This is a genomic window from Leifsonia sp. 2MCAF36 (assembly GCF_052115525.1).
In the GTDB taxonomy this organism is placed as follows: domain Bacteria; phylum Actinomycetota; class Actinomycetes; order Actinomycetales; family Microbacteriaceae; genus Leifsonia.
Genome location: NZ_JBFRGV010000001.1, coordinates 268,526 through 290,514, shown reverse-complemented (window position 1 = coordinate 290,514; position 21,989 = coordinate 268,526). Strand labels below are relative to the sequence as shown.

At 65.6% G+C, this 21,989-nt stretch carries 19 protein-coding genes; 14 read left to right on the top strand and 5 right to left on the bottom strand.

Annotated elements, in window-relative coordinates; translation table 11 throughout:
• The first annotated feature begins 10 nt into the window (after positions 1-10).
• From AB4079_RS01365 to AB4079_RS01355, 3 genes are read left to right on the top strand one after another with little or no spacing between them, the layout of a single operon-like run.
• Entirely contained in the window at positions 11-1,777 is a 1,767-nt protein-coding gene (locus AB4079_RS01365; protein ID WP_441785482.1) for a dipeptide/oligopeptide/nickel ABC transporter permease/ATP-binding protein, read from the top strand.
• Complete coding sequence (locus AB4079_RS01360; RefSeq protein ID WP_441785481.1) at positions 1,774-2,604, top strand: ATP-binding cassette domain-containing protein; 831 nt, start codon at positions 1,774-1,776, stop codon at positions 2,602-2,604. The genes AB4079_RS01365 and AB4079_RS01360 overlap by 4 nt, the downstream gene beginning before the upstream one ends.
• A 25-nt stretch (positions 2,605-2,629) precedes the next feature.
• On the top strand, positions 2,630-3,622 hold the full coding sequence (locus tag AB4079_RS01355) for a Gfo/Idh/MocA family protein (protein WP_441785480.1): 993 nt from the start codon (positions 2,630-2,632) through the stop codon (positions 3,620-3,622).
• 58 nt (positions 3,623-3,680) lie between these two features.
• Here AB4079_RS01355 and AB4079_RS01350 read toward each other — a convergent pair whose 3' ends face one another.
• Positions 3,681-4,064: a Rid family detoxifying hydrolase gene (locus AB4079_RS01350; protein ID WP_441785479.1), complete on the bottom strand. Its 384-nt coding sequence runs from the start codon at positions 4,062-4,064 to the stop codon at positions 3,681-3,683.
• Positions 4,065-4,175: 111 nt separating this feature from the next.
• Here AB4079_RS01350 and AB4079_RS01345 point away from each other — a divergent pair, with 111 nt between their 5' ends.
• The gene (locus tag AB4079_RS01345) at positions 4,176-4,520 is read left to right on the top strand and encodes an antibiotic biosynthesis monooxygenase family protein (protein WP_441785478.1); all 345 of its coding nucleotides are present in this window, start codon (positions 4,176-4,178) and stop codon (positions 4,518-4,520) included.
• Between the two features lie 132 nt (positions 4,521-4,652).
• Complete coding sequence (locus tag AB4079_RS01340) at positions 4,653-5,924, top strand: Glu/Leu/Phe/Val family dehydrogenase (RefSeq protein ID WP_441785477.1); 1,272 nt, start codon at positions 4,653-4,655, stop codon at positions 5,922-5,924.
• A gap of 16 nt (positions 5,925-5,940) precedes the next feature.
• On the opposite strand, the gene AB4079_RS01335 is transcribed toward AB4079_RS01340, so the two are convergent.
• The 3 genes from AB4079_RS01335 to AB4079_RS01325 form a co-directional block, all read right to left on the bottom strand.
• Positions 5,941-7,329, bottom strand: coding sequence for an APC family permease (locus tag AB4079_RS01335; RefSeq protein ID WP_441785476.1), 1,389 nt, complete (start codon positions 7,327-7,329; stop codon positions 5,941-5,943).
• Positions 7,330-7,473: 144 nt separating this feature from the next.
• The gene (locus tag AB4079_RS01330) at positions 7,474-9,303 is read right to left on the bottom strand and encodes a hypothetical protein (protein ID WP_441785475.1); all 1,830 of its coding nucleotides are present in this window, start codon (positions 9,301-9,303) and stop codon (positions 7,474-7,476) included.
• Between the two features lie 102 nt (positions 9,304-9,405).
• Entirely contained in the window at positions 9,406-10,293 is an 888-nt protein-coding gene (locus AB4079_RS01325) for a LysR family transcriptional regulator (RefSeq protein ID WP_441785474.1), read from the bottom strand.
• Positions 10,294-10,409: 116 nt separating this feature from the next.
• Here AB4079_RS01325 and AB4079_RS01320 point away from each other — a divergent pair, with 116 nt between their 5' ends.
• From AB4079_RS01320 to AB4079_RS01295, 6 genes are all read left to right on the top strand, one after another.
• Complete coding sequence (locus AB4079_RS01320) at positions 10,410-12,005, top strand: ABC transporter substrate-binding protein (RefSeq protein ID WP_441785473.1); 1,596 nt, start codon at positions 10,410-10,412, stop codon at positions 12,003-12,005.
• A gap of 70 nt (positions 12,006-12,075) precedes the next feature.
• The gene (locus tag AB4079_RS01315) at positions 12,076-13,092 is read left to right on the top strand and encodes an ABC transporter permease (protein ID WP_441785472.1); all 1,017 of its coding nucleotides are present in this window, start codon (positions 12,076-12,078) and stop codon (positions 13,090-13,092) included.
• Positions 13,089-14,012 carry an ABC transporter permease gene (locus AB4079_RS01310; RefSeq protein ID WP_441785471.1) on the top strand — a complete coding sequence of 308 codons (924 nt, stop codon included), beginning with the start codon at positions 13,089-13,091 and terminating at the stop codon, positions 14,010-14,012. Before AB4079_RS01315 ends, AB4079_RS01310 begins: the two co-directional genes overlap by 4 nt.
• Complete coding sequence (locus AB4079_RS01305) at positions 14,009-14,992, top strand: ABC transporter ATP-binding protein (RefSeq protein ID WP_441785470.1); 984 nt, start codon at positions 14,009-14,011, stop codon at positions 14,990-14,992. The genes AB4079_RS01310 and AB4079_RS01305 overlap by 4 nt, the downstream gene beginning before the upstream one ends.
• Positions 14,989-15,867, top strand: coding sequence for an ABC transporter ATP-binding protein (locus AB4079_RS01300; RefSeq protein WP_441785469.1), 879 nt, complete (start codon positions 14,989-14,991; stop codon positions 15,865-15,867). The genes AB4079_RS01305 and AB4079_RS01300 overlap by 4 nt, the downstream gene beginning before the upstream one ends.
• Positions 15,864-17,039, top strand: a complete 1,176-nt coding sequence (locus tag AB4079_RS01295; RefSeq protein WP_441785468.1) for a serine hydrolase domain-containing protein — start codon at positions 15,864-15,866, stop codon at positions 17,037-17,039. Before AB4079_RS01300 ends, AB4079_RS01295 begins: the two co-directional genes overlap by 4 nt.
• A gap of 439 nt (positions 17,040-17,478) precedes the next feature.
• Here AB4079_RS01295 and AB4079_RS01290 read toward each other — a convergent pair whose 3' ends face one another.
• Positions 17,479-18,621 carry an ROK family protein gene (locus AB4079_RS01290; protein ID WP_441785467.1) on the bottom strand — a complete coding sequence of 381 codons (1,143 nt, stop codon included), beginning with the start codon at positions 18,619-18,621 and terminating at the stop codon, positions 17,479-17,481.
• Between the two features lie 276 nt (positions 18,622-18,897).
• Here AB4079_RS01290 and AB4079_RS01285 point away from each other — a divergent pair, with 276 nt between their 5' ends.
• Genes AB4079_RS01285 through AB4079_RS01275 form a run of 3 tightly spaced genes read left to right on the top strand, consistent with a single transcriptional unit; the run spans position 18,898 to position 21,982 of the window.
• The gene (locus tag AB4079_RS01285; protein WP_441785466.1) at positions 18,898-19,314 is read left to right on the top strand and encodes a C-glycoside deglycosidase beta subunit domain-containing protein; all 417 of its coding nucleotides are present in this window, start codon (positions 18,898-18,900) and stop codon (positions 19,312-19,314) included.
• Positions 19,314-20,285 carry a sugar phosphate isomerase/epimerase family protein gene (locus tag AB4079_RS01280; protein WP_441785465.1) on the top strand — a complete coding sequence of 324 codons (972 nt, stop codon included), beginning with the start codon at positions 19,314-19,316 and terminating at the stop codon, positions 20,283-20,285. The genes AB4079_RS01285 and AB4079_RS01280 overlap by 1 nt, the downstream gene beginning before the upstream one ends.
• Entirely contained in the window at positions 20,282-21,982 is a 1,701-nt protein-coding gene (locus AB4079_RS01275; protein WP_441785464.1) for a GMC oxidoreductase, read from the top strand. Before AB4079_RS01280 ends, AB4079_RS01275 begins: the two co-directional genes overlap by 4 nt.
• The last annotated feature ends 7 nt before the right edge of the window (positions 21,983-21,989 follow it).

The window sequence follows — 21,989 nt, the reverse complement described above, 5'->3', positions numbered from 1 at the left end:
CACGGAATTCATGCAGGCCGTCGATGCCTCGGCACGCTCGGGCCGCATCTCGGTGCGGCGAAAGCTGCTGAGAGATCCGCAGGCGGTCATCACCATCGTGATCCTGGCTGTGATGCTTCTGCTCGGCATCCTCGCGACGGTCATCGCGCCGCATGGACCGAACCAATCCGACTTGCACCTGGTCAACGCGCCCGTCGGGACGCCGGGCTACCCGCTGGGCGGCGACGAATCCGGCCGGGACATCTTCAGCAGACTGCTGTACTCCATACAGACGGCCGCCATCGCAGGAATGATCGGAACCGGGGTCGCCCTCGTGGTCGGAGTCACCGCCGGTCTCATCGGCGGATACTTCGGCCGCGTCACGCAGGCGTCGACGGAATGGATCTTCAGCCTCATCATGACCTTCCCGGGCCTGTTGCTGCTGATCATCCTCATGCCTGTCACCGGCGGCGACTACCGCGCGACCATGCTCATCTTCGGAGTGCTCCTGGCGCCAGGGATATATCGGATCGTGCGAAACCTTGTCTTGGGCGTGAAGAACGAGCTCTATGTCGACGCCGCACGGGTCGCTGGGCTCGGCAACCTTCGCATTCTCGGGCGGCACGTGCTCTTCGTCGTGCGGGGACCCATCATCATCGCTGCCGCGTTCCTGGTGGGATCCACGATTGCGGTGCAGTCCGGCCTTGCTTTCCTCGGCGTCGGCTCCCTCGAGGTACCGAGCTTCGGCGCCATGATCGCCTCCGGGTTCCGCAACCTCTACATTGCGCCGACGCAGTTCCTCTGGCCGAGTCTCACCCTGGGACTGATCACCGCCTCTCTGGTGCTGCTCGGCAATTCTCTGCGAGACGCCCTGGAGGGCGCCAAACCGAAACCCTCCAAGATCGGCGCCGGGCAGCGCGTGGCGGCCGACGAAATCGAGAATCGCGATCGGGGTGCTCGTTCTCTGCTCGATATCCGCGATCTCGTGATCGCCTACCCGCGACCTGACGGCCAACTGAACGAGGTCGTCCGCGGAGTCTCGTTGACAGTGCCCCGCGGCAAAGTGATGGGACTGGTGGGCGAGTCGGGCTCCGGCAAATCGCAGACCGCTTTCGCGACGCTCGGGGTGCTGCCGAACGAAGCGGTGATCGTACGCGGCTCGATCTTGTTCGATGGTGAAGAACTGGTCGGACGCACAGATGCGCAGATGCGGCCGTTGAGGGGCACGTCCATTGCGTACATCCCGCAGGAGCCCATGTCGAACCTCGACCCGTCGTTCACGGTCGGCGCGCAACTCGTAGAGGGGGTCCGGGCGGCGCTGGGAACCTCCAAGAAGGAGGCGAAAGATCGCGTGTTGGCTCTCCTGAAGCGCGTGGGCATCAATGATCCCGCGCGAACCTTCGGCTCCTATCCCCATCAGATCTCGGGTGGCATGGCGCAACGCGTTCTGATCGCCGGCGCAGTCGCGAGCCGCCCGAAGCTGCTCATCGCGGACGAACCCACCACTGCCCTCGATGTCACGGTGCAGGCGGAGATCCTCGATCTGTTGCGTGACCTGCAGTCGGAGCTGAACATGGCCGTGCTGCTCGTCACGCACAACTTCGGAGTCGTGGCGGACGTGTGCGATCAGATAGCCGTCATGCAGAAGGGCGAGATCGTCGAGCAGGGTGAGACACAGGCGATTTTCGAGACGCCCCAACACCGGTACACGAAAATGCTCCTCTCGTCGATCCTCGACGAGGACACGGTGCGGACGGATCCGCCGGCGCCGGTAACCAAACTAGGGGGTGTGGTGTGAGCCTTCTCGAGATCCGCGACCTTCGCGTCGCCTTCCCCGGCCGCGGGCTCCGGGGCAAGCCCGTCGAGGTGCTCCACGGCGTGAGTCTCGATGTCGAAGCGGGCGAGACGGTCGGCCTGGTCGGAGAATCGGGTTCGGGCAAGACCACCATCGGTCGCGCCGTGCTCGGCCTCGTGCGTCCATCGGGGGGCAGCATCCGCTTCGAAGGCCGAGAGATCGGGGGACTGCAGGGCAAGGCACGCCGGGGGCTGTCCGACCAGCTGCAAGTGGTGTTCCAAGACCCGTACACCTCTCTCAACCCGTCGATGACCATCGGCGAAATCCTCGCCGAACCACTCATCGTTCAGGGAGCCACGGGAAGAGACGCCCGATCGAGAGTGCGCGGCCTGCTCGATCAGGTCGGCTTGCCGACGGACTCCGTCGATCGCCTGCCCCGCGAGTTCTCCGGCGGTCAGCGACAGCGCGTCGCCATTGCCCGATCGCTCGCGCCCGAACCGAAGCTCATCGTCTGCGATGAGCCGGTTTCGGCGCTCGACCTGTCGACCCAGGCCACGGTCATGCAGCTGTTCACGGAGATCCAGCGCGCGACCGGTGTGGCGTACCTCTTCATCTCGCATGATCTGTCGGTCATCCGCCACATCAGCCACCGCGTGGCCGTCCTATACCGCGGAGACCTGGTTGAGACCGGCGATGCTCCGACAGTGACGTCCACTCCCTCGCATTCCTATACCAGGCGTCTCCTGTTAGCCGCACCGGTGGCCAACCCGGCCTTACAGCGCCAACGTCGCGAGGAGCGCAAGAAGGTGCTGGCGGGGGGAGAGCTGTGAGGTTCATGGGCGCCGGGAGCCGCCAGTGAGCACAGACGCGATGATTCTGAGGTGGGGCGTCCTGGGAACGGGACGCATTTGCGAGACATTCGTCCCCGACATCCAGGCTGCGGGTGGTGTGGTCACCGCGGTTTGGGGGCGCGGTGCTGACAAGGCCGATGGATTCGCGCAGCGACACGGGATCGCCTTCGCTACGTCAGAGATCGACGCGCTCCTCGCGAGCGACGACGTCGACGTCGTGTACGTTGCGACCCCGCCGGCGACCCACCTCGAGCTTGCCGTTCGAGCGCTTGAGGCGGGCAAACACGTCCTGGTCGAAAAGCCGATGGCAATGACGGCCGCAGAGGTGGAGAGACTCTTCGAGGTGGCGACTGCGAACGACCGTTTCGCCATGGAGGCGATGTGGATGAAGTTCAATCCCCTCCATGTCGACGTCGTCAGCCGCATCCGCAACGGTCTCATCGGGGACCCGAGACATGTCCGGGCGGCCTTCGGCATGCCGTTCCCAGCCGGTGGCAGCCGATGGAGCGCTCAGCTCGGCGGCAGCACGGTGCTCGACCAGGGGATCTACCCCGTCACGCTCGCCCACTGGGTACTCGGCGAGGTCGTCGACGTGTCGGCAACGGGCACGATTCGAGACGGCGTCGATGTCACCGCTCAGATCTCACTCGGGCACGTCGGGGGTCGTTTTTCGCAGCTCGCCTGTTCGATCCTCGAATTCGTCGATCCGTCCGCGTCGATGAGCGGGTCCGCCGGCTGGATCGAAATCCCGGCCATGTTCTGGGCGACGGACGTCGCGCGGTTGCATGCGGGGTCTCCGGAGGCGTTGTTCCGCGAGCCGATCCACCTGTCTCGACCGCGCGAGGGCAACGGCTACGTCCCGATGATCCGATCGGTGGCGAAGGCCATCGTCGCAGGGCGGCGTCAGCATCCCGTGCACGACGCCGTCGCCACTGTGTCGGTCGCCCGAGTGCTCGACGAGATCCGCGCCCAGGTCTTCCAGCGCAATCTGGAATAGTGCGGCCGATCTACCTGAAGAGGCGCCCAGAGCCGAGGTCGACTAGGCCACGTGCTGATCAGGGCTGTGCGACGAGTTCGATTTCCACGCGGGCGCCCAGGGGAAGGCCAGCCACAGCCACCGTTGTCCTGGCTGGATACGGTGCAGTGAAAACGGTCGCGTAGATATCATTCATCGCGGCGAAGTCGCGCATGTCGATCAAGTAGACGTTCACCTTGACGACGTCATCGAAGGTTCGGCCAGCGGCGGCCAGTACGGATTTCAGGTTCGTGAAGACTTGCGCGGTCTGGGCCGCGACGTCGCCGCCGACCAGCGCTCCGTTCGATGGGTCGATCGGCGTCTGGCCGGAGAGGAACAGCGCGCCGCCGGCTCCGATCACTGCGTGCGAGTATGGGCCCACCGGCTCTGGAGCGTTCGGGTCCGAGATGGAGGTTCGAGTCACCACAGGAGTTTAGGCGACCGGGGCCGTAGCGCCGTCCCCTGGCGGCCGAATCGACACGGATTTCGGGCGAAATGTCACCCTCGGCGTTGTTAGCATGATCGCGACAAAGGAGTGACCGTGTTCACGTCGACTTTCATATTCGAGGCGAAGCCCTACGATGACGAGTTCCACCGTCTGAACGACGAGATCGCTGAGCGCGCTCGTGCCATCCCGGGGTTCCTCGGCGAGGAGTCATGGTCAAACGAAGAGACCGGACTGTATGCCGAGGTCTACTACTGGGAGAGCCGCGAAGCACTCCACAAACTCATCGGCATGGACACCCACCGAGAGGCGAAGCGACTGCACGATCGGTGGATCGGCGCGTACCGCATCGTGATTTCTGAGGTCCTCAGCACGTATGGTCAAGCGGGGCTCGGCCTGGAACACATTCCTGCCGCGAGCCCGGGCCACGCCTGACCTCATCCTGCTTCGGCGTTCGTTCTGGACGTCGTGTCTATATCAAGCCTCCGTTATCGACGGCATGTCCACTGGGCCGGCTGCGTCACAACCGTACCGTGAGACGCATTCGACCCCTGAGGAGGACCCGCGATGCTCTCGATGGAGACGGCACGACGGACCGCTGCCAACCCGCTCACCGACGCAATCGCCCAACTGGACGCCGCAATCGCGACCCTGGGCTTTGACTCGGGTATCCGAGACATGCTGGCGATGCCACGTCGCGAGATGACCGTGTCGGTGCCTCTGCGCGCCGACGACGGCAGCATCAGAGTTTTCACCGGTCACCGGGTTCAGCACAACCTTTCGCGAGGGCCGGCCAAGGGAGGACTCCGCTACAGCCCTGAGGTCACACTTGACGAAGTCCGCGCACTCGCAATGTGGATGACGTGGAAATGCGCCCTCGTCGACATCCCGTACGGCGGAGCAAAAGGCGGGATCACCATCGACCCCCGCGTCCACTCCGAAGCAGAACTCGAACGCGTCACGCGGCGTTACACCAGCGAGATCCTCCCCATCATCGGCCCGGAACGGGATATCCCCGCTCCCGACATCGGAACCTCCGAGAAGACCATGGCCTGGATCATGGACACATATTCTGTCGCGACCGGGTACACCGTCCCCGGCGTCGTGACGGGAAAGCCACTTGCTCTCGGGGGCTCCCTCGGCCGGCCGAGCGCGACGTCGCGCGGCGTCGCTCACGTCGCTCTCGCCGCTCTTCCGCACCGCGGCATCTCTCCCATCGGGGCCACCGCCGTCGTGCAAGGGTTCGGCAAGGTCGGCCGTGATACCACCCGTTTCCTGCGCGAGGCCGGTACGTGCGTGGTCGCTATCGCCGACCAATACGGCGCGATCTACAATTCTGCAGGGCTCGATCCTGACCGTCTCGGCGCACATGTGGACGCGACCGGATCGGTCGTAGGCTTCGACGGTTCCGAACCGATCAACGCCGGCGCGGCGCTCGAGCTACCTGTCGACCTCTTGGTCCCGGCCGCGGTTGAAGGCGTTCTCACCGCTGAGAATGCACCACGGGTCACCGCCCGCGTCATTGTCGAAGGAGCGAATGGGCCGACGACCACGGCCGCAGACCGAATTTTCGCCGCCAACGATCAGTTGGTGGTCCCCGACATCCTCGCCAATTCGGGCGGAGTGATCGTCTCCTACTTCGAGTGGGTCCAGGCCAACCAGGCCTACTGGTGGGGAGTGGAAGAAGTCGAATCCCGGCTGCGATCGCGAATGCTCTCGACCTGGCGCAATGTCCTCGACTACTCCGATAAGCGCCGGCTGACCCTGCGCGAAGCTGCGACCGCGCTCGCCGTCGAGCGGGTCGCCGAAGCACACCGTCTTCGCGGCATGTACCCGTGAGGGCCTGAAGTCCGGGCTACTCCAATTCGACGGCTCTGACGGGCCGCGTGCGGATGTCCTCGATCTCGCCGCCGGTCTCATCGACCGACATCGCGGGCGTAGGGCGCCGGAACCCGCGGGTGAGCCAGAGCAGCCATAGGAAACCTGCGGCCAGCCAGGTGAACCCGATGATCAGCGCGGTCGGGCTCAGGCGGGTGAGCATGTAGAGGGTGATGCAGGCGCCCACGGCGGGGAGAATCACGTACCCGACAACGCCGAGCGGTGTGGTCTTTCGTTTCCGGACATAGAACGCGATCACGCAGATGTTCACGACGGTGAAACCGGTGAAGGCACCGAAGTTGATGAAGGAGTAGGCGATGTCGGTTGTCAGGAACATGCCGACGACGCACATCAGCCCGGTGAACCCGATCGCCCAGATCGGTGTCTTGGTGATGGGGCTGACCCAGCCGAACAATCGTTTCGACAGCACCCCGTCGCGTCCCATGAAGTACAGCAACCTGCTGGAGCTGAGCTGCACGGCGAGGCCCGATGCGAACCCCGCGACGACGCCGGCGAGGTTGGTCCAGTCGGCGAAGGTCTGCCCGCCGACCTGAATGGAAAGGATGTAGCCGCCCACTTGCTCTTCCCCCGGTCCGCCGAAGTCGAAGCCGGGGTGAACCAGCTGCATGACGTAGGCGACGCTCACGAACAGAAGACCGCCGATTACGATCACCAGGATGACGGCGCGGGGGATCGTCTTGGAGGCGTCCTTGGTCTCTTCCGACAACGTTGTGACCGCGTCGAATCCCAGGTATGAGTATGCGGCGATCGCAGCGGCCGCGGTCACTCCGCCGAGGCTGGTCTGGCTGTTCCAGACGGGGGTGATGTATTCGCGAGCGGGATGGTGCACCAGAAAGACCAGGCAGTACGCCACGAACAGCAGCACAAGGAAGACGGAGAACGCAGTGAGCACCATATTGACGCGGTCGCTGAGGACGAGTCCGATGATGTTGATGGCGGTGGTGAGACCGGCGTTGATGAGCATCCATGCCCACACAGGGATCTCCGGGAATTGGGCGTTGAGGTAGACCGATTGCACCAGCCAGGCGACCATGGGTAGGAAAAGATAGTCCAGCAGGATGCTCCAGCCGACCAGGAATCCGATGGGGGAGTTCAGGAGCCGGCGCGCGTAGAAGTAGGCGGAGCCGGACACTGGGTAGTGCTTGGAGAGTTTGGAGTAGCTGATGGCTGTCAAAAGCATGGCCAACGTGGCGATCAGGAAGGCGGTCGGGGCGGTTCCGGCGCTGGCGACGGCGATGACACCGAAGATCACCATCACCAGGCTCGGTGCCATGTAGGCCAGGCCGAATGCGACGACGGATGGCAGCCCGAGCCGCTTTTCGAGGTGGCCCTCTCGCTGACTCATTTCGCGTCTCGGGCGACACAGTAGCGGGCACGCATGGGATCCTCCTCGATCGATGGTGCTCCTCAGTATCGACCGTCAGTTGATGCCCGTCAAAGATTCGAAGTGCGTCGCCCCAATGCCTCGGAGGTATCGGATGGGCGCTCGTCAGTGGTGTCCCGAAGCAGTGGGGCTGGGGGTCGGGGTGCCGCCTCCCGTCATCGGGGCCAGCTTCGCAGACTGAGAGACCGCGGAGGCCCACACGAATTCATCGTTATCGCTGAAGACGTAGTACGTTGAGCCGTTCGGCATCAGGGCAACGGTGATGCCGCCGAAGCCTGACATGAACGGGACGGTGAACGGCGTTGTGAAGGCGGGGTCGTTCGCGGAGCTGTAGTCGATCGCCCAGACGCCCGCGTTGTACCGCAGAACGGTGCTCCCGGTCACCGGCAGCCCGCGATCGGCGGGGTTGCGCTGCAGCGCCGCATCGAGGAGCCCGGGGTGGAGCAGCTGAACGCCATGGACGGCCCCGTGCTGCGGGCCCATGAGTCGGGCGACTTTCGCGATCGAATCCTGGGTCCAGAACATTCCGTACCCGCCGAACGGTGCGCCTGTCGCTGAGTTGTCTGTGCGTAAGGTGGTGAGGGAATCCGGACCGACGCCGGCCGGGATCAGTACTTCGTTGCACAGCATGCTGAAGATGTCGGCATGGGGACCCTCGTGTTGGCGAAGCAGGGCGTTCATGGCCTGCACGGCGAGGTACGAGTCGGACGTGTGGTAGACCCACGTGCTTCCCGGCGTGACCGAGCGGGGGAAGGACAGCGCCGTTGCGGTTTTCTGCGTCTCGCTCTCGGCGGCGAAGAATGCGCCCATGGTGCTTCCACCCTCATCGACTTCGTAGCCGGCCGAGGTGTAGTTTCCCGTGGCCATGTCGACCGCATCGCGGATTGTGACACCCTTCCACGCGGGCATCACCGCGGCCTGTGGAATCAGCGCGGAGATCAACTCGTCTGCCACCGACGGCCCGTACTTCTGCGCCAGCCGCAGCAGCGCCAGGGTGCCGAACGCAGTCTTTGCCGTCGAGTACGAGGGCATCAGGACCTCGCTGCAGAACGGGTGCGGGCCTTGCCTGGTCGGGCAGTCGCCGACATAGTTCACACCGCCGTAGACGAAACCGAGCGTCGTGCGCGCCGACGGTGTGATGCCTGCGCCGAATGCCGAGGTGTCGATCCCCGCGGCAGGGTAGTCCGTTGCGAGCTGGGCGATGGGCCGCGTGGGGATTCGTGCCGCGAGCTCGGTGGCGAACGCGCCGCGGATCCGCTGTGCGTTCGCGACCTTCCCCTGGGTGAGGGTCGCGTGCAGCTGCCCCCACATGTCGAACTGGAAGTACTCGCAGGTCTCGCTCGTGATCTGGTACCGCAGGAGGGAGGTCTGGTTGCGTGAGAACAGGAAGGTGATCAGCCCGTTGTGCACGCAGTTCGCGTTGCGCTCGATGAGGGAGAACGGGAGGGCGGCCCGGGTCAGTCTGCCGTCGCCGTTCTCCTGCCAGGCTCGGCCGACGCCGAGCGCGATGTTCCATGCGTCGTTCCCGGTGATCCGCACTCCGCGCTCAGTGGGAATCAGGTAGCTTCCGTTCTGCACGAGGGCGGCGGAGAAGTCGGGAAGATGCTTCACGGCGGCGATCGAAGCGTAATCGTAGGGATCCCTGATCGCGCTGAAGCCTCCGACCTCTCCCGCGTGCGAGACGGTCAGTGTGCCCTCAAAGGAGTTCCGAGGGTTCGCCGCACCAGCGGGCAACCCGAATGCGCTGCTTGCGACGGTTTCCGTGGCGTCACCACTCTGCAGCTGCGCGGCTGTGAGCACGGTGCGGGAGACGGCGCCGTTCCCGCGCAGGTCGCCGAGTCCCCGCGCCTCCGCTGCTGTCGCGCCTGTCGCGATCACGAGACTTGACCCGATGATGATCGCCGCCAGGCCGGCGAAAAGTTGACGCACACGCATGTGATCCTCCTCGATCGATGTGTGGGCCTCAGCATGGGCGGTGGAGGGGATGCGCGTCCAAGACCTGTACTCTCTCTCCTCGATGCTTCCGCGGCATCAGACTCAGTGCCGGCTCTGCGGATAGAGCTCAGCGACGAAGGCGCCGAGGTCGGAGAGGCAGCGCTGGATGCGGGCGCCGGCGTAGTGCTTGTCATCCCAGACGCCGTAGAGAGTGATGGCGAGATCGCCGTCGGCAGTGCGGATCGGGGCCGTGTGCAACCCGTAGCGGGAATCGTCCGAGAGAATGCAGACACCGCGGCCGGCCGCTGCCAGGGCGAGGGCGAGGGAGAGCGAGGTCGTCTCAATGGTCGGCGTGTACGACAGGCCGGCGCTCGTGACCGCGTTGTCGAACATCTGACGCACACCGTGCGCGCGGCTCATCACGATGAGCGGCTCCTGGACGAGCAGTTCGAGCGGCACGTTCGGCATGTCCGCGAGCGGATGCTCAGGGTGCATCTGTGCCCAGAGGTAGGCGTACCCGACGACCTCTGAGCGGAACTCTGCCGGAGGCACTCGAGTGCCGACCGCGAAATCGGCGTCTCCTCCGGCGAGTACGCCGTACACGTCTTGAGGTAGTGACTCCACGACATTCTGGATGGCGCCTCGCGCGCCTTGGGAGACGATGAATGGCGCGATAATGTCTGTCACCGTGGTCGTAGCCGAGGCGACCGTGAGGCCTGCGCCGCTTCCGGCGGCGATGGCCTTGGCCGTGGAGGATGCGCGGGCTGCGTGCGTCAGAAGATCGCGCGCGATCGGAAGGAACGCCTGTCCGGCCGCCGTGAGGAGAACCCCCCGAGGCACCCGCTCGAACAGTGTGAATCCGAGATCCCGCTCGAGCCCGCGGATCTGTCGGCTCAGTGAGGGTTGTGCAACTCGCAGCTCGTCGGCTGCCGCATGCACGGTGCCGTGCTCGCACACGGCGACGAAATAACGCAACAGGCGCAGATCCAAGTGATACCTCCGGAGCATCGTTTTGGTGATAGTCAAGTATTGGCGAGTCTCGCTCGCATGTCCATACACTGTCCGTACTCCGCACCCCGGCGGAACATCTTCACAGTGAGGTGGACATGGACGTCACCCGAATCAAACGCGGTCGGCTCGCTGCCTTGGGCATCGCGGCTGCCGTCAGCCTCGCAGCCTTGTCCGGCTGCTCTCCCGCATCCAGCGGCACCGGCGCGGACGGCGGCGTGCTCACCGTCGCCGCCTCGGCTGCCGTCACGACCTGGGATCCGGTCGCATCGTTCTCGACGGAAGCCCTTTATCTGGGCAACCTCTACGAGCCGCTGCTCTGGAAGAACCCGGAGGGCTCAGCCGAAGCATTCACTCCCGCGATCGCGGAGAAGTGGGAGACCAGCGCCGACGGCCTCACCTGGACCTTCCACATCCGCAAGGGCGTCACGTTCCACGATGGCGAGAAGGTCGACGCGGACGCGGTCGTCGGCAGTATCGAGGCCGCACGCAAACGCGCCGGCGCCGCGTTCATCTGGGCTCCGCTGGACACGGTTACGGCCACAGACGCCTCAACGGTGGTGATGAAGCTGAAGTACTCGGCACCCATGGACCTTGTGGCCGCCTCCACCTACGGCGCGTGGATCGTGGCGCCCAAAGCGCTCGCGGCGTCCGCCTCCGATGACAAGTACTTCGAAAAGGGCATCGAGGCCGGTACGGGTCCGTTCACGCTCAAGGATTACGAACCAGGGAAGAAGGTCGTGCTCCAGGCGTACAACAAGTACTGGAACAAGAGCAAAGCCCCGCACTACAAGATCGTCGACATCTCGATCACACCCGACGCTGTCACTGCACAGCAGATGCTCACGGCGAAGGAGGTCGACTTCGCCACCACGCTTCCGCTGGACAACGTCGACTCCGTTGCCAAGCAGGTGGGTGGAGAGGTGCGGGCGGCGAACTCGCCGTTCGACTACCTCGCCTATTTCAACACGACCCGCGCTCCGCTCAACGATCCGAAGGTACGACAGGCGCTCAGTTACGCGGTGCCGTACAAGGACCTCATCGACGTCGGCGTGCAGGGCTACGGCACCCAGTCGCACGGGCCTGTGCCGAAGGGCATCTTCCCTTACAGCGACCAGGTCCCGCAGTACAAACAGGACCTGGAAAAGGCGAAGGCGCTGCTCGCCGAGTCCGGGCACGCCAGCGGCTTGACTCTGAACCTGACGTACGCGTCGGAGAACCCTGCCGAGGCCCGCTTCGTGCCGCTGATCAAGGACGCCTTCGCCAAGATCGGCGTCACCCTGAACGTCACGGCCGAGCTGTTCAACCAGCAATGGGAGAAGGCCAAGGCCGATCCGGCGAACGCGCAGGACATCTTCGTCGTCTACTACTGGCCGACATACAGCGATGCCGGGTCCGACAACCTGAACTCGCTGTTCCACTCCTCGGACAAGCCGTTCTTCAACCTCAGCTACTGGAAGAACGCCGAGTACGACGCGCTGGTCGACAAGGCCGGCACCCTCACCGGAAGCGACCGGGCCGCGGCCCAGGCCACCTACCAGAAAGCGATGGACCTGCTCGTGAAGCAGGCGCCCGGACTGTTCCTGTTCGACGCCCAATCGGTCACGATCGTCCCGAAAGACCTGAAGGTCCAGAAGTTCAACGAGAACTATCCCTTCACGACCTTCTTCGCTCCGATCGCTCCGGCCGCCTGACCAGAACGGACCGGTGGGGGCGGGTATGTCCCGCCCCCACCGTCGCACACCCCTGGAAGGAGGTGCTCCCATGACACGTCTCATCATCCGCCGAGTCGGATCTGCGCTGCTCGTGCTCCTCGTGATCACGCTGGTGGTCTTCATCCTCTCCCGCGTCATCCCTTCCGACCCGGCTGTCGTCTACGCCGGCCCCAAGGCTCCGCCGGAGGAGCTCGCCCGCATCCGCACCCGACTCGGCTTCGACCGCCCCCTGCCCATCCAGTACCTGGACTACCTGTGGGGTCTCGTCACTGGGAACTGGGGCGACTCGCTCTCGACCAAGCGCCCCGTGCTCGAGGAGCTCGCCACGCGGCTGCCGGCCACCCTCGAGCTGCTGTTCGCGGCCATGCTCTTCGCAACGGTCTTCGGCATCGTGCTCGGTGTGCTCGCCTCCAAGCGCCCCGGGGGTGCGGCTGACGGCGCCATCCGCATCCTCTCGATCGGAGGCGTCTCGATGCCGGCCTTCTGGCTCGGACTGCTGCTCCAGGTCCTCTTCGTGGGCCAGCTGCACCTCCTCCCGGCGACCGGTGCGTTCTCGACCCAAACGCAATACCTCCACCCGATCGCGAACGTCACCGGCTTTCCGATCTTCGACAGCCTCATCACGGGCAACTTCGTGGCTTGGGGCGACGGCATGACGCACCTCATCCTGCCGGCGCTCACGCTCGCCGCCTACCCGCTCGGCCTCATCGCGCGGATGACCCGGGCATCGATGCTCGAGGTGCTCGGCCAGGACTACGTCTTCACTGCCAACGCGTACGGGGTGCGCTCGTTCATGGTGCGCTGGCGGCTCGCCCTGAAGAACGCATTGCCGCCGTCGATGACGATCATCGGGCTCGCTGCGGCCTACGCGCTGACCGGCACCTTCTTCGTCGAGGTGGTCTTCAACTGGCCCGGTATCGGACAGTTCGCCAGCACCGCGATGCTGTCGGTCGACTATCCGTCGATCATGGCGATCACCCTGCTCGGCGCGTTCGGGTACCTCGTTGCCAACCTCGCCGTGGATCTCGTGCAGGCACGACTCGACCCGAGAGTGAGGGCGTCATGACCGCGACCCCGACCCCGACCATGACCACGGCCACGGCCGCACTCCGCCCAGCCGCCTTCTCCGCACGCGATACCGGGCTTCGCCGCTTGATCCGGGTGCTCCGCACCGACTGGCTCGCTGCGGTCGGCCTCGCCATCGTCCTTCTCGTGATCGCCTTGGCCGTGTTCGGTCAGTGGATAGCGCCCTTCCCCGCCCAGGGCCTCGGCGAGACCAGTGCTGCCACCCGCAACCTCGCCCCCAGCGTCGCTCATGTCCTCGGCACGGATCAGCTCGGCCGCGACGTGCTCAGCCGCATCATCATGGGCGCGCGGCCCGCGCTCGTCATCTCGCTCGTGGTCGTGTTCATCGCAGCCGTGATCGGCATCCCTCTCGGCGCCATCGCCGGCTACCGCGGAGGCTGGCTCGACGACGTCCTGATGCGCGTCACTGAGGTGTTCCAGGCGTTCCCGCCGCTGCTGCTGGCGATGGTGACCGTCGCCATCCTCGGCCCCAGCCTGTTCAACGCCGGCCTCGCGCTCGCCATCGCGTGGTGGCCCTGGTATGCCCGGCTCGTACGGGCGGAGGCGCGCTCCCTGCGCGATCGCCCGTTCGTGGAGGCCGCACGGGCGATCGGTGTCCCGGCCTGGCGCATCGTCAGCGTCCACATCTTGCGCAACTGCATGACACCGGTACTGGTTCAGGCGACCGTCGACATCGGCGCCGTTGTGCTCGCCGCCGGGTCGCTGGCCTTTCTCGGCCTCGGCGCGCAGCCGCCATCTCCGGACTGGGGGCTAATGGTGGCTGAAGGTCGCGGGCAGATCTTCACGTACTGGTGGATCTCGACGTTCCCCGGCCTCGCGATCTTCGCCACGGTCCTGGGTTTCAACCTGATCGGCGACGCGCTGCGCGACCTGTTCGACCCTCGGCAGGTGAAGCGATGAGTGAAACGATCAGTGAAGCGATGACCGACCTGCTTCTCGTGGAAGACCTGGAGATCGCGTTCGCAGAGCGAGGCCGTCTCACGAACCGCCCGGTCCGCGGTGTCACCTTCTCGATCGCTCCGGGGGAGATCCTGGGTGTTGTCGGCGAGACCGGCTGCGGCAAGAGCCTGACCGGTCTGGCCGTGCTCGGCATGCTGCCTGACGGCGCGCGCCCGTCCGGGCGGATCGTGCTCGACGGCACCGAGCAGGACTTCTCCGCCCCGTCCGCGGCACGCGGCGATGTCGTCTCGATCGTGTTCCAGAACCCCGGCACGGCCTTCAACCCCGTCTTCACCCTCGGGGACCAGTTGCGTGGTGTGCTCCGCCGCCACCGTCGGATGAGCCGGGCCCAGGCCAAGCAGCGGATCCTCGACTACCTCGGCCTGGTCGGACTGCCGGACCCCGGCCGGGTGTATGACAGCCACCCGCACGAGCTCTCCGGTGGAATGCTGCAGCGTGTCATGATCGCGATGGCGCTTCTCTGCGAACCGCGCCTGCTCATCCTCGACGAGCCGACGACGGCACTGGATGTGACCATCGCACGACAGATCCTGCAACTCGTGCTCTCACTGCGCGAACGCTTCGGGTTCGGCGTGCTGCTGATCACCCATAATCTGGGCGTGGTGCAGGAGATCTGCGATTCCGTCGCCGTCTTGTACGCAGGCCGCGTGATCGAACAGGGACCTGCGGCAGAGGTGCTGCGCAACCCGGCGCACCCCTACACCCGCGGTCTGATCGGGGCGCTGCCGTCGCGCCGTCAACCAGGCCAGATGCTCGATGCGATCGCCGGATCCGTGCCGGCGAACCTGCTCGGCATCACGGGCTGCGCCTTCGCCGATCGCTGTCCGGCCGTGCAAGACCGCTGCCGAGCGACGGATCCGGCCCTGGAGCCCGTCGCCTCGATGCACGAGGCGGCATGCCTGAGAGTTGGAGAGCTGTGAGCACCACCACGAAAACCCCGGACGTCGACGCGCTCGTCGTCGAGCACATCGTCAAGGTCTACCGCACACGCAAGTCAGAAACCCGCGCCGTTGACGATGTGAGCTTCCGCATTCGCAGCGGGACCACATTCGGCCTCGTCGGCGAGTCAGGGTCGGGCAAGAGCACCATCGCCCGCTGCGCCCTAAACCTTATCGCGCCGACGTCCGGTCGGTCCCTGATCTCGGGGGAAGATCCCGTGAAGCTCCACCGGGGCGCGTTGCGACGACTCCGGGCACAGACGGGGATGGTCTTCCAGAACCCCATCATGGCGCTCGATCCGCGCATGCGCATCCGCGACATCGTGGCCGAGCCGCTGCGCACCCACACCCAGCTCAGCCGTGCGGAGATCCGGCAGAAGGTCGACGAGCTCCTCGACGAGGTGGGACTTGCAGCGGTGCACGGCGATCGGCTACCGCATCAGCTCTCCGGGGGCCAGTGCCAGCGCGTCGGTGTCGCGCGGGCGATCGCGACAGGCCCGCGATTGGTGGTGCTCGACGAGCCGACAAGCGCGCTGGACGTGTCGGTGCAGGCGCAGGTGCTGAACCTCCTGCAGCGGCTCAAACGCGAGCGCGACCTGAGCTACCTGCTCATCTCCCACGACCTCGACGTCGTGCAATACATGAGCGACGACGTCGGCGTGATGCGCCGGGGTTGCCTCGTGGAGACGGGCCGTGCGGCGGACGTGCTGACCTCACCGACCCACGACTACACCCGCCGCCTGCTGGCCGCCATGCCCGCAGCTCCCGGGATCGCAGAACAGCAGCGGGAGGGCGTCCCCCCAGATCCGGGCACCACGGCCCCCACTGTCCGAAACGAGATGAGAGTGCTGCGATGACCCGCCTCACCATTGAACAGAGCACGACCCGCCCGCCTCGCTACCCCGGGGTCGTGGAGGACCTCGACCTCGACAGCTGGCAGGATGCGCCGCACAGCCAGTGGGCTTTCGCACACGTGAGCGAGCTGGTTCCCACCGCCACCATCGGCCACCGCCCCCGTACAGACTCCGGGGTGGACAGGCTCACCGCTCTGGATGACGTGGCCGATCTGCGGGCCCTGCTCGCGGATTCCTGGACCGACGCCTTCCTGGTGCAGCGGGACGGCAGAACGATCGCCGAATACTACCGTCCCGGCTTCGCGCCCGACGATCGTCACCTGCTGCAAAGCGTGTCGAAGTCGATTTGCGGGATCCTCGTCGGAACGCTCGTCGACGACGACCTGATCGACGTCGGACGAACCATGGCGTCGTACATTCCCGAACTCGACGGCTCCGCGTACGGTGACGCCACCGTGCAGCAAGTGCTCGACATGACCGTCGCCGTCGAGTACGAAGAGGACTACCGCAACCCCGAGTCGCATATGCAGGCTCAGGACCGCATCGCCGGTTGGCGTCCACGCCGCGACGCCGATCCGTCGGACACCTACGAGTTCCTGCGAGGGTTGAAGGCCAACGGCACGCACGGCCGGCGCTTCCAGTACTGCTCCGCCGACACCGACGCCCTGGCGTGGTTGGTGGAGGCGGTGACCGGTGAGCGCTACCCAGCCGTTCTCGCGGCGCGCGTCTGGGAACGCCTGCGTTGCGCGCAGGACGCCACGATCACCGTGGACCCGTCGGGATTCGCTTCCGCCAACGGCGGCATCTCGTGCACGGCTGGCGACCTCGCCCGTGTGGGCTGGTTGATGCTCGGCGGCGGCACGATCGACGGCAGGCGCATCGTGTCCGAGGAGTGGGTGCGGCAGACCATGGCGGGGGGAGACCGCGAGGTCGCGCGCAACCTCCTGATCCAGCGCGAATACGCACGGGTCTCGTACCGCAATCAATGGTGGTCGACCGGCAACGACCGCGGGAACGTCTATGCGGTCGGCATCCACGGGCAGTACGTCTGGCTGGATCCGCAGACCGGGACGGTCATCGTGAAGTTCTCGTCGGCGCCGGATCCGGTCTCGGCGGCGGGCAACGAGATCCATGCGCGACTGTTCAGCGAGGTGTGTTCTGCATTGCAGGACTGAATGACTCGATTTTCACCGGTCATCTCCTCTGTAGGTCGGCGGATCTTTATGCCGGCGCTGGTTACGAAGGTGGCCATTCGCGGGGCGGTGGGCGGGGCCGCATTTCCAGTCGTCAGGGCGAGGAGATCCTTTGCGTATAAAGCAACACGCAGCGAGTACGTGGATGAGGGTCTTCGCTGCCTGTTCGGGTGCGAGGTTCCGGCGGAGGACGACGGTGTGCCGGTCGGGGTCGGTGTAACCGTTGGCATGCGTGAGGGGCTCTTGTGTGACGGTCCATCCGTTCCCCTCGAGATGGGCGGTTGGCGGGTCGAGCACTCCGTGATCGTGATCGCCGGGTGAGCGGCTGGTGGGGATTTACAGGCACGATGGCACCCTCGATGGGGTCGGTTTGGGTGATGTCGAACAGGGACAGAACAGGGAAGTAGTGCACGGTGCCGCCTCAGCCCAGCCGGTCGGGTGCAAGCGCACGCTCCATACCGAGCACCAGTCCCCCTCCGACGCCTGAGTCGACCCCGAGTGCGGGCCGCACGAGAGTCAGTTCCCTCGTGGAGATCGGGAGTGCCTGCTGATACACGATGCTTCGCGCGGTAGCCAGCAATTCGTCGTCCGCGTCCACCAGCGAGCCGCCGAGCACGATTCGGTGGGGATTGATCATGTGGACGAGGTTGGCGATGGCCTCTCCCAGGTACTGGCCTGCTCGACGAACGCTGGCCCTGACGGCGGGGTCGCCGTCGCGGAGACGGCTGAAGAACAGGTCCCGCTCCTCCTGAGTCGTCGGTGTCGCAGGTGCGGCTCCCACCATCAGGCGGGTGAGCGCTCCTACGGAAGCGACCGTCTCGAGGCAACCGCGACTGCCGCAGACACAGATCTCGTCATGCCCGGTGACCTTGAGGTGGGCGATCTCGCCGGACGAGCCGTCGGCGCCTCGCATCAGGACGCCGTCGCTCGTGACGATCCCCACTCCGATCCCGGTACCCGCCTTGACGTACAACAGCGGGCCGGAGAACTCCGGCATGGCGCGCGCCTCGCCGAGGGCTCGAAGATTCACGTCGTTCTCGAGGATCACTTCGCAGCCGAGTCCATCGCGGATGTAGTGCGTGACCGGGAACCGGTCCCAGCCGGGCATGAACGGAGGCCGCACGACCGATCCATCGCGGTGGTCCACCGGCGCCGGCACTCCGACCACCGCGACCACGGCAGGATGAGGAAGGTCGGAGAGCGCGCTTCGAAACCACGCCACGATCGCTTCCAGAACGACCTCCGGTCCGTGGGAGAACTCGATCCGGATGCGTGTCTCCGCGACGGGCCGCTGGTGTACGTCGAAGATCTTCAAGTACGCCGAGTGGCGCCCGCAGTCGGCGACGAGGACGTATCCATAGTTCGGGTCGAGCTCGAGGATGGCGGCAGCCCGTCCGCGGCCACCCGGTTGCTGGTAGCCCGTCGTCCGCACGACTCCACGCTCGAGCAGCTCCTGCACGCCGGCATCGACCGTGGAACGAGCCAGGCCGCTGGCGCGCACCAGTTCGGGCTTCGACGAGGCAGCCCCACTGGCGAGGAGTCGCGCGAGCGTACTCGAGAGCACGTCACCGGCTATCCGCGCCGAGAGTGTGGGAGCAGCAATTCTGAGCGATTGCACCTATCTACTTCCTTCTTGACCATTAGTCACCGCCGGACAAGAGCGACTTTAGCCCGAATTGTGCACTAGAAAAGCGCAGAAACGGCATTGAACATGTCTTCCGGAGGCGATTTAGTCGCTACCAAGCAACCGGTGCAGGTGCCGCCGGGATATCGCATTCGAAGAGGAGTGTCCGGTGAGCGAACAGTTGACGAACCCGGTGGATCGAACGGAGGGCCGGGCGTGTTCGACGAACTGATGCTTCCCGCTCGAGGGGATCTGGGCGGCCATCTCCGCGAGGGAACCGCGACCGTGGCGCTCCGGCTTCCGTGGTACCGCTCACTTCCGCTCTCCTGCGTAGAGGGAGTCGCCATCACCATCGACGACGCGCCTGTGACGACCGAGGGTATGACCATCAGCGTCGGGGACACGGAGCACGCGATCGCCGAGGTGGGAGAACTCGCCGCTGTCGAATGGTTCGTGCTCGACCAGGCGACCGTCCGCTTCACCGCGCCGAACGGGCTGCGCCCGGGCGGGCATCACGTCGCGATCACGCTGACCCTACGCATTCCCTATGCGGAGCCGGAGTACTGGCCCATCGATTTCACCCAGACCGCCACGCACGAGCGAGCCGTCGAGTTCCTCGGGAGGGACAGCTGATGAGCCTCAAACTCGGTGTCACCCTGTACAGCTTCAACGTCGACTACTACACGTACCGGTATTCACTGCAGGACTGCTTCGCCGCCGCCGGATCCCTGGGTGAGGGGCAAGGAGTCGAGATCGTCGCGCCGCAGATGATCCGGCGCTTCCCCGAGCTCACGCCGGAATTCGAGTACACCTTCCGCAAGCTCGTCGACCAGTACGGTCTTCAGCCGAGCGCGTACGGCGCCTATGCGGACCGGCAGCGCTTCCGGGGCAGGCTCGCGAACCGCGACGAGCAGATCGACTACCTGCGTCTGCAGATCCGCGCCGCCGCCCGGTTAGGTTTCCCGGTCATCCGGACCCAGGTCGCCGAATCCGTGATCAACGACCTCCTGCCATACGCGGAGAAGTACGACGTACGGATGGGGATGGAGATCCATGCGCCGATGACGGTGGACGCGCTCGCGCCCGCGATCGAGATGGTCCAGAAGATCGACTCCCCGTATCTGGGCTTCACGCCCGACAGCGGCGCATTCTGCCACTCGCCGGCGGCGATCTACGTGCAACGGTTCACCGAGCAGGGAGTACCGCGCGAGGTGATCGACCATGTTCTCGCTGCCTGGAGGGAACGGACGCCGGTGGAACAGGTGCGTCATGAGGTGGCCACGCTCGGCGGTGGTGCGCTCGGCGACCTCATGGCTGTCGAGAGCGAGGTCTACTTCGGTCACGGCGATCCTTCGGACCTCGTGCCGCTCCTGCCTCACATCGTCCACGTGCACGGCAAGTTCTACGGCATCGACGAGTCCGGCACCGACTCTGCCGTCCGTTTCCCGGAGATCGTCTCCGTCCTGCTCGACGGAGACTACGACGGCTTCCTCTCCTGCGAGTACGAGGGGCACCACTGGGACACCGAGCTGAGCGCCCTCGATCAACTGCGAACCGTACAAGGATTCCTCCGCCGGGAGATCGACGCCGAGGCGGCAGCATGAGCGCCGACCTCTCACGCCGCTACGACGCGATCGTCGTCGGCTCCGGTGCGACAGGGAGCATCGCCGTGAAGGAGCTCACCGAACGCGGTCTTGAGGTGCTCCTGCTCGAAGCCGGGCCAGACATCACGGACGCGGACTTCACGCCGCCGCCGCCCGAGCCGATACGACCGATGGGCATCGGTCTCTATCCCCGTGCCAAGGCGGCCGTTCTCCGCCGTCAGCCCATCCAGGTACGGCGCGCGTTCTTCAGTGAGAAAACCACCCCGTTCCTGGTGGACGACCTGAAGAACCCGTACTCGGTGAAAGGACAGGACTTCCTGTGGGTTCGCGGGCGCCAGCTCGGAGGCCGGTTGCACTCGTACGGGCGGGTTCTCCTCAGAAGCTCCGACTACGACTTCGACGGAGGAGCGGGGCGCGAACGCGGCTCCCAGCGCTGGCCGGTCCGCTATTCCGACGTCGAGCCTTGGTACGACCGGGTCGAGGAGTTCCTCGGGCTGTACGGCAATCGTGACGGTCTACCGATCCTTCCCGACGGCACCTATGTCGGTGCCGCATCCCTCACGAAGGCAGAACGTCATTTCGCCGAGAGGACGCACGAACGGTGGCCGGAGCGACAGGGCATCGCCTGGCGATATGCCGCACCGAATCCGCAACGCGTCCCTCTCGGCGTGCTAGCTGCGCGGAAAACCGGCAGGCTGGCCACCCGGACCGATGCCGTGGTCCGCCGGATCACGATCGACGACCGCACCGGACTGGCCGACGGTGCCGTCTTCATCGATCGGTTGACGAAACGAGAGCATCAGGTACTCGCCGACGTGGTGATGCTGTGCGCGTCCACGATCGAATCCGTGCGGCTGCTCGCCAACTCCGGCAGCGCCCGCCACCCGGACGGCCTGGCCAATTCGTCCGGGCTTGTTGGCCGCTACTTCATGGACCAGACACCGGCGCTGCTGTTCGGCGACATGCCCGACTTCCCGGGCTGGGAGGACGACACATCGGCGCCGCGTGACGAATACTTCTCGCCGGCCGGTGGCCTCTACGTTCCCATGATCGACGCCTTCGGCACAGGCTCCGAGTTCGTGGGCGGGTATGCGGTGCAAGGCGTGATGGGCCGGATACCCGTGCCACCCCGACACCCCGGCGCCGTCGGAATGATGGGCTTCGGCGAGATGCTCCCGCATCGCGAGAACCGCATCACGGTCCATCCCCGCCGCACAGACGCCTGGGGCGTTCCCATCCCGCGGATTCACATCGCGCTCACCGACAATGAGCGGGCATTGCTGCGAGAACAAGTCAGAGGGATGCGCGAAATGGCCGAGAATGCCGACGTCCGGGTCAACTTCGCCGGCTCTACGCTCGGCTTGGACTCCAGGCGGGTCTTCCCCGACGCGGACCCGGTGAGCCGCGCCATCTTCCGGGCGTCCTTCACCAAGAGCCTCGCGATCGGCGCCGCAATCCACGAATGCGGCGGCGCCCGCATGGGCGACGACCCGGCGACGTCGGTGCTCAATCCGTTCAACCAGGCCTGGGATGTCCCCAACCTCTTCGTCACCGACGCCAGCTGCTATGTCACCAACGGGATCGTCGGACCGACGCTCACCATCATGGCGCTCACGGCACGGGCCTGCGAACACGTGGCATCCGAGCACGCCGCAGGCAATCTCACCCGACGACGCGCCGGCACCCTCGGCGAGTAAACGCGCA